Source organism: Larsenimonas rhizosphaerae, from assembly GCF_026240105.1.
Lineage (GTDB): Bacteria > Pseudomonadota > Gammaproteobacteria > Pseudomonadales > Halomonadaceae > Larsenimonas > Larsenimonas rhizosphaerae.
In genome coordinates this window covers 1-4,785 of sequence record NZ_JAPIVE010000008.1, presented here as the reverse complement: position 1 = coordinate 4,785, position 4,785 = coordinate 1, and the positions used below count along the sequence as shown (strand labels likewise).

The window sequence follows — 4,785 nt, the reverse complement described above, 5'->3', positions numbered from 1 at the left end:
AATTTTGGCGGTTCTGCTGGGAATCCATAGATCAAACCAGGGCCGTTTCTGAAAGGATCAATCCCTACATTCCAGTCTGGCAAAATGCTTATCAAGGATTGGATAGCTTGAACACAGAAGAAGTCGGGAGCTGTTGGAACCACAAAATAATCACTACCCATTAGCAGGCATTGATTCAAGGATCCCACGCTAGGACTCATATCTATAAGAACGTAATCAAAATCACCGTGTTCAGCAGTTAAACGAATAAAGGAATTCAAGCTGCCTGGAATACTTTTGATTGCGGGTATAGCGCCGGATGTAGTCAATGAAACTGTTATCTGCCTCTCTGCGGCAGAAAGCTCAATGCTTCCAGGCAAAAGGTAAAGGTTCTCTTGAAGAGTTTGGACCGGATCTGCTGGTTCTAGCCTTGAAAGAGAACCATCAATTACGGGAGCTATGCCTTTGTACAGGTCAGTTGTCGTATCAAGAAACTCTTGGCCGTCTTCGACCTCATCGTACTGCATCAGCAGTGATGTGAGATTGCACTGCGGATCAGCATCCACCAATAAGGTTTTATAGCCTTGTCTAGCGAGCATCCATCCTAAGTTAAAAGTGGTGGTAGTTTTGCTCACTCCACCTTTGTGATTGAAGAGAGATATGATCTGCATCGACTATTGCCTGTCGTTACCAATGTGAATTGCTAATGTAACAGGCTGCCTTCGGTTTGCACTTGAAGCCATATCAGATAATAGCCCTTTGTTTTTCCTTTTGAGGGCTATCTGTTTTGTTTCATTGTTCGGTGTTTTTCCAGTTTTCTCCGTTCTTAGCGTTCAGCACGGAACCTCTACGCGATCCCCTATCTGCCACCCTTTCTTTTCGAGTATTTCTTTCGGTGTTTCTTCAGGCACGTTGAAATAGCATGAATACACAGTCCCGCCTGTATTTCCTTTGTCTTCATGTATTCGGTCGATCAAATCCATTTCCCCAACCTGTTCCAGCTCTAGTTCGAGGTGTTCAGCAAGTTCCTGTTCCCGTTCCTTGTTCATCTTGTCTTCCATTTTGTTGCTGCTCATTTAGTTTCTCTCTTTTTCTGATTGGGTTTATGTCTTCTGATTGAAGGTAGGCTCCTTTTCATTTCCCTGCATATCTCGCACCTCTTAAAATCTATAAGCCAGCATACACAGAGTGCCCTCCACAGCTTCGCTGTGTTCGTGTACTCTGTGAGCTGGATCAGGGGACTACGTCCCCCGATACCCTCTGTAACTGCCGACACTTTCGCCCCTTCGGGCCGTCGTCTCGGCAGTGCCGTATCACCCCGGAGCCATGCCATGTCTAACGACGATTGGGACGATCTTGACTACACCATCGAGCCTGCGGGCGAAGACCGTCAGCGCTGTCGTTTCTTCAAAGACGGTGAGGAAGTCGCCTCCAGGGTTTATCACGACTATGACGACGCATTGAGTCTGGCTTCCGTATGGCTGGCCAACGGTCGTCTCGAGGATCTGGATCAGGGGCACGTCGATGTCTGATGTGAAGCGCGACAAGGTGGTGAAAGTTCGTTGCACGCTTGAGGAGTACGAAGCGCTGCGTGCTCGGTGTCCCAAGGCGCGATTGGCTGAGTGGATGCGTGAGCATTGTTTGACGCCCGAGGGCACTCGTCGACAGCCTCGCAAAGCCCCACCGTCGGTCGATCCAGCTCTACTGCGCCAACTGACCGGCATTGGCAACAACCTCAACCAGATTGCCCGTCGCATCAACAGCGGCCAATGGAGCGGGCTTGATCGTGTTCACGTCATTTCGGCGCTGTCGGCCATCGAGCGCGAGTTGGCTGCCTTGAAGGACGAACACCAATGATCGTCAAATTCACGGCCCGCGGCGTTGGGCGCGGCAGTGGCCCGGTCGGCTATCTGTTGGGGCGCGACCGTGACCGCGATCTTGCCACCGTACTTCGCGGCGACCCTGACCAGACCGAACAACTGATCGACAGCAGTTCCTATGCCAAGCGCTATACCTCGGGCGTGCTCTCGTTTCAGGAAGCCGACCTACCGGACGTGCAAAAACAGCAGATCATGGACTCCTTTGAGGCCGCGCTGTTGCCGGGCCTCGACGCCGATCAGTACCAGTGCCTCTGGGTCGAGCACCGCGATAAAGGGCGGCTCGAACTCAATTTCGTGGTGCCCAATATCGAATTGACCAGCGGCAAGCGCTTACAGCCCTATTACGACGCCGCTGATCGCCCCCGTATCAATGCCTGGAAGATCGTCACCAACGCCGAGTACGACCTACACGACCCCGACGATCCAGCCAACCGACGCAACATGGCCTATCCCGCCGATCTCCCCCGTGACCGCCTAACGGCTCAGCAGACGATCACTGCCGGACTCGGGCGGCTGGTCGAGAGCGGTGATATTCGAAGCCGTGATGATGTGGTTCACGCCCTCGAAACCCACGGCTTCGATGTGACGCGCCAGACCAAAACCAGTATCAGCGTGGCCGATCCCGACAACGGCCGGCCACTGCGCCTCAAGGGACGACTCTATGAGCAGGATTTCCGACTTAGCGGCGAGCTTCGAGCAGAAATCGAAGCAGCAAGCCGCGTCTACCGAACAGAGCGTACAGAACGCCTTCAAGGCGCACGAGAGCGCCTTACTGACGGCATTGAACGAAAGCGAGCAGAGAACCAAAGCCGCCATCGACGCCCAGAGCCGGAACTTGCAGCGGACCGCGCTCAAGAGCTGGATGGCCGTCGTTATACCGGTATCCCTGACGCTACTGCTGGCCTTGGGCGCGATAGCCACGATGGGCTGGTACATCACCGGCCAGATCGAAGAAATCGCACGCCACAAAGTGACGCTCGAGCAGTTGAAGAACCAGGGCGGCGCGATCCAGTTGAGTCGTTGCGGCGAGGATGGCCGTCTTTGCGCCCGGATCGACGAGGACGCCGTAAATTATCAGAACGGATATCGAGTCTTGGAGGGCTACTAGATGACCGAGCTGGAACAGACCTTAATCAGCGCCTTCGAGCAGTTGCAGAGCGCGTACGAGACACAGCAGCGGGATTGGGAAGCCGCCTACAGCAGCTTGCAGACGATGTTCGAGCGTACTCAGCAGCAGAACGAGGCGCTGAACCAGCGCATCGAGCACTTGAGCGAGCAGGTCAACGACTTGAGCGAGAAGGTGTCGCGCTGGACGCCAGAGGGCAGGAAGCGGTAAAACAGCAGACGCGAACGCATCGGCATGATCGTTCAGGCCCAGGAATGGGCATGTAGCAAAGAAAACGCCCCCGAACCCGGATTAGCTTGGCGGCAAGACGGGAACGAGGGCGCACACAACATGGAGTTATTTTGGCCCAACCCGATACCGGGTGCCAAGTCCAAAATGTTGCCAATCTGGCAACCTTCCGCGACCGGCTCCCCAAGAAGCCCTACCACACCGATGATTTCGGTACCGGCGTTCGTATCCGTGACGTCGCGCTCGCCATTCAGGCGCGCTACATCCAGCCCAACGGCCCGACACACCGCTATTGGCTCGTCTACGACGTCGATCGCAGCGGTGCTGTACTTGACTGGTACGATCGCAACGCACCCCCGCCGACCATCGTCGCGCAGAACCCCGAAAACGGGCACGCGCACCTGATCTATGGCCTCGAAGTCCCGATCCGTACCGCCCCCGATGGCAAACCCGGCCCACTTCGCTACGCAGCGGCCATAGATTGCGCGCTGAGCGCCGTTCTGGAGTCAGACAGGGGTTACTCGGGGTTAATCTGCAAAAACCCGCTGAACGGCTTCTGGCGCGTTTCTGAGTGGGCACCGCAGCTCTATTCGCTGAGCGATCTCGACAGTTGGCTCGACCTCACGCCCTACAGCGACAAGCGCAAACGCCTGCCCGACTATGGGCTGGGTCGTAACTGCAACCTGTTCGACCGCCTTCGACACTGGGCCTATCGAGCCATACGCCAAGGCTGGCCCGATTACGACCGCTGGTTTGAAGCCGTTCACCAGCGCGCCCAAGCCTACAACCTAGACTTTCCCGAGCCGTTAGATGCCAATGAAGTACGCCATACAGCCAAGAGCGTGGCGAAATGGACGCATCAAAATTTCTCTGCGGAGAGCTTCAATGCTTTGCAAATAGCTCGGGGCCGAAAAGGCGGTGTAGCTTCTGGGCAATCAAGGCGTAAAGGAAGTGAGGCTGAGTTACGGCCTTGGGTGTCGTTGGGAATAAGCCGAAGAACTTATTACTCAAGAAAGAAAAAGGGCCTTTTGTAAGGCCCTCCCAAATTAGATTCCTTGTTGATCAAGAGATATCACTGTTTGGATAGAGGCTGCCAAGCTGACAAACAACTGTTCAAAGTTATCTCTGTTTTCCTTCATATTTTCTAAAACATTGCCCTGCTGATCTATCTGCGAATCGGTCAACGAAAAAATGGGAATTTTATGCTGATGTGCTTTTGCAATCAGCGAGTTGAAATCCGAGATGTTCGCCAAGTTGAACTGTTCTTGTGACTCTTGCCTGTCAACTATGCCTTGCTCGAAAGCCTGTACTGAAACGCTCATACCTGCGCGTTGCAGTACAGGCACTAGGCCGCTCACAACTTGGTTGTTGATTTGGTCAATCCAAAACTGAAAGGATTTCGCTGGAGCACTATTGATAGGCCGGTATTTCTGGGAAATGAAGCCCAAAAATTTTGGCGGTTCTGCTGGGAATCCATAGATCAAACCAGGGCCGTTTCTGAAAGGATCAATCCCTACATTCCAGTCTGGCAAAATGCTTATCAAGGATTGGATAGCTTGAACACAGAAGAAG

The 4,785-nt window shown here is 53.8% G+C and carries 7 protein-coding genes and 1 pseudogene; 5 read left to right on the top strand and 3 right to left on the bottom strand.

Annotation, left to right across the window (positions count from 1 at the left end):
• Both OQ287_RS15265 and OQ287_RS15260 read right to left on the bottom strand, forming a co-directional pair.
• On the bottom strand, window positions 1-650 hold a 650-nt coding region (locus OQ287_RS15265), incomplete at its 3' end, for a ParA family protein (protein WP_265896983.1).
• A gap of 162 nt (window positions 651-812) precedes the next feature.
• Window positions 813-1,055: a hypothetical protein gene (locus OQ287_RS15260; protein WP_265896982.1), complete on the bottom strand. Its 243-nt coding sequence runs from the start codon at window positions 1,053-1,055 to the stop codon at window positions 813-815.
• Window positions 1,056-1,310: 255 nt separating this feature from the next.
• Here OQ287_RS15260 and OQ287_RS15255 point away from each other — a divergent pair, with 255 nt between their 5' ends.
• The 5 genes and pseudogenes from OQ287_RS15255 (at window position 1,311) to OQ287_RS15235 (ending at window position 4,247) form a co-directional block, all read left to right on the top strand.
• Entirely contained in the window at window positions 1,311-1,511 is a 201-nt protein-coding gene (locus tag OQ287_RS15255) for a hypothetical protein (protein ID WP_265896981.1), read from the top strand.
• A complete protein-coding gene (locus tag OQ287_RS15250) occupies window positions 1,504-1,836 on the top strand; it encodes a MobC family plasmid mobilization relaxosome protein (RefSeq protein WP_265896980.1) in 333 nt (110 codons plus the stop codon). The genes OQ287_RS15255 and OQ287_RS15250 overlap by 8 nt, the downstream gene beginning before the upstream one ends.
• Window positions 1,833-2,195 (top strand): annotated as a pseudogene (locus OQ287_RS15390) (relaxase/mobilization nuclease domain-containing protein); the annotation flags it as partial. The gene OQ287_RS15250 and the pseudogene OQ287_RS15390, both read left to right, overlap by 4 nt.
• Window positions 2,196-2,520: 325 nt before the next feature.
• A complete protein-coding gene (locus tag OQ287_RS15385) occupies window positions 2,521-2,967 on the top strand; it encodes an MbeB family mobilization protein (RefSeq protein WP_407658272.1) in 447 nt (148 codons plus the stop codon).
• A gap of 359 nt (window positions 2,968-3,326) precedes the next feature.
• Window positions 3,327-4,247, top strand: a complete 921-nt coding sequence (locus OQ287_RS15235) for a replication initiation protein (protein ID WP_265896979.1) — start codon at window positions 3,327-3,329, stop codon at window positions 4,245-4,247.
• 12 nt (window positions 4,248-4,259) lie between these two features.
• Here OQ287_RS15235 and OQ287_RS15230 read toward each other — a convergent pair.
• The coding region (locus tag OQ287_RS15230; protein ID WP_265896978.1) for a hypothetical protein at window positions 4,260-4,785 on the bottom strand (526 nt) is incomplete at its 5' end.